A 488-nucleotide genomic window follows, 5' to 3' on the forward strand; every position below is an offset into this window, starting at 1 on the left:
CTCCTTGACCTCCTTTCCGGGAGGTAGCAGCGGTTTCATGTTCGATGGCTGGACGTCGATGCCGCAGACCTTCTCGGGAATCGAGTAATCGTATGCGGTCTGCTTTCCTGAACACCCGAGGAGCAGCAGCGCGGAAGTCGCTCCGAACGCTGCAAGTTTTACGTAGCGCACTATGATACCTTGCTCCCGAGCCGACGTGCAGCGGCATTTCCGTTGTTGGCCGAGTCGTCGATCCGCTCGTTGGTCATCCACGGCGACTCGTTCTTTTCGACATCGGGGTTCTCGTCCCGCCAGTGCTCGGCGATCGCCTGGAGACGTCCTTCTCGGTCGATGCCGGTGGCCAAGTTGTCCCGGGCTTGACCACTGTCGATCCTGGCTGCTTCTTCCTCGAGCCACTTGGCTGTGACGGCATCGACGCCTCGCTGAGCCGCATCACCTGCATACGGTATGAAGTTCACCACGCCGCCCCACGTGTGGTAATCCCATTT

General features: G+C 59.8%; 1 protein-coding gene. It reads right to left on the reverse strand.

The features are described from left to right. Window positions 1–170: 170 nt before the first annotated feature. On the reverse strand, window positions 171–488 hold a 318-nt coding region (locus AC0AIB_RS31135; protein WP_465098068.1), incomplete at its 5' end, for a hypothetical protein.

The organism is Micromonospora sp. DSM 43699 (assembly GCF_055517075.1).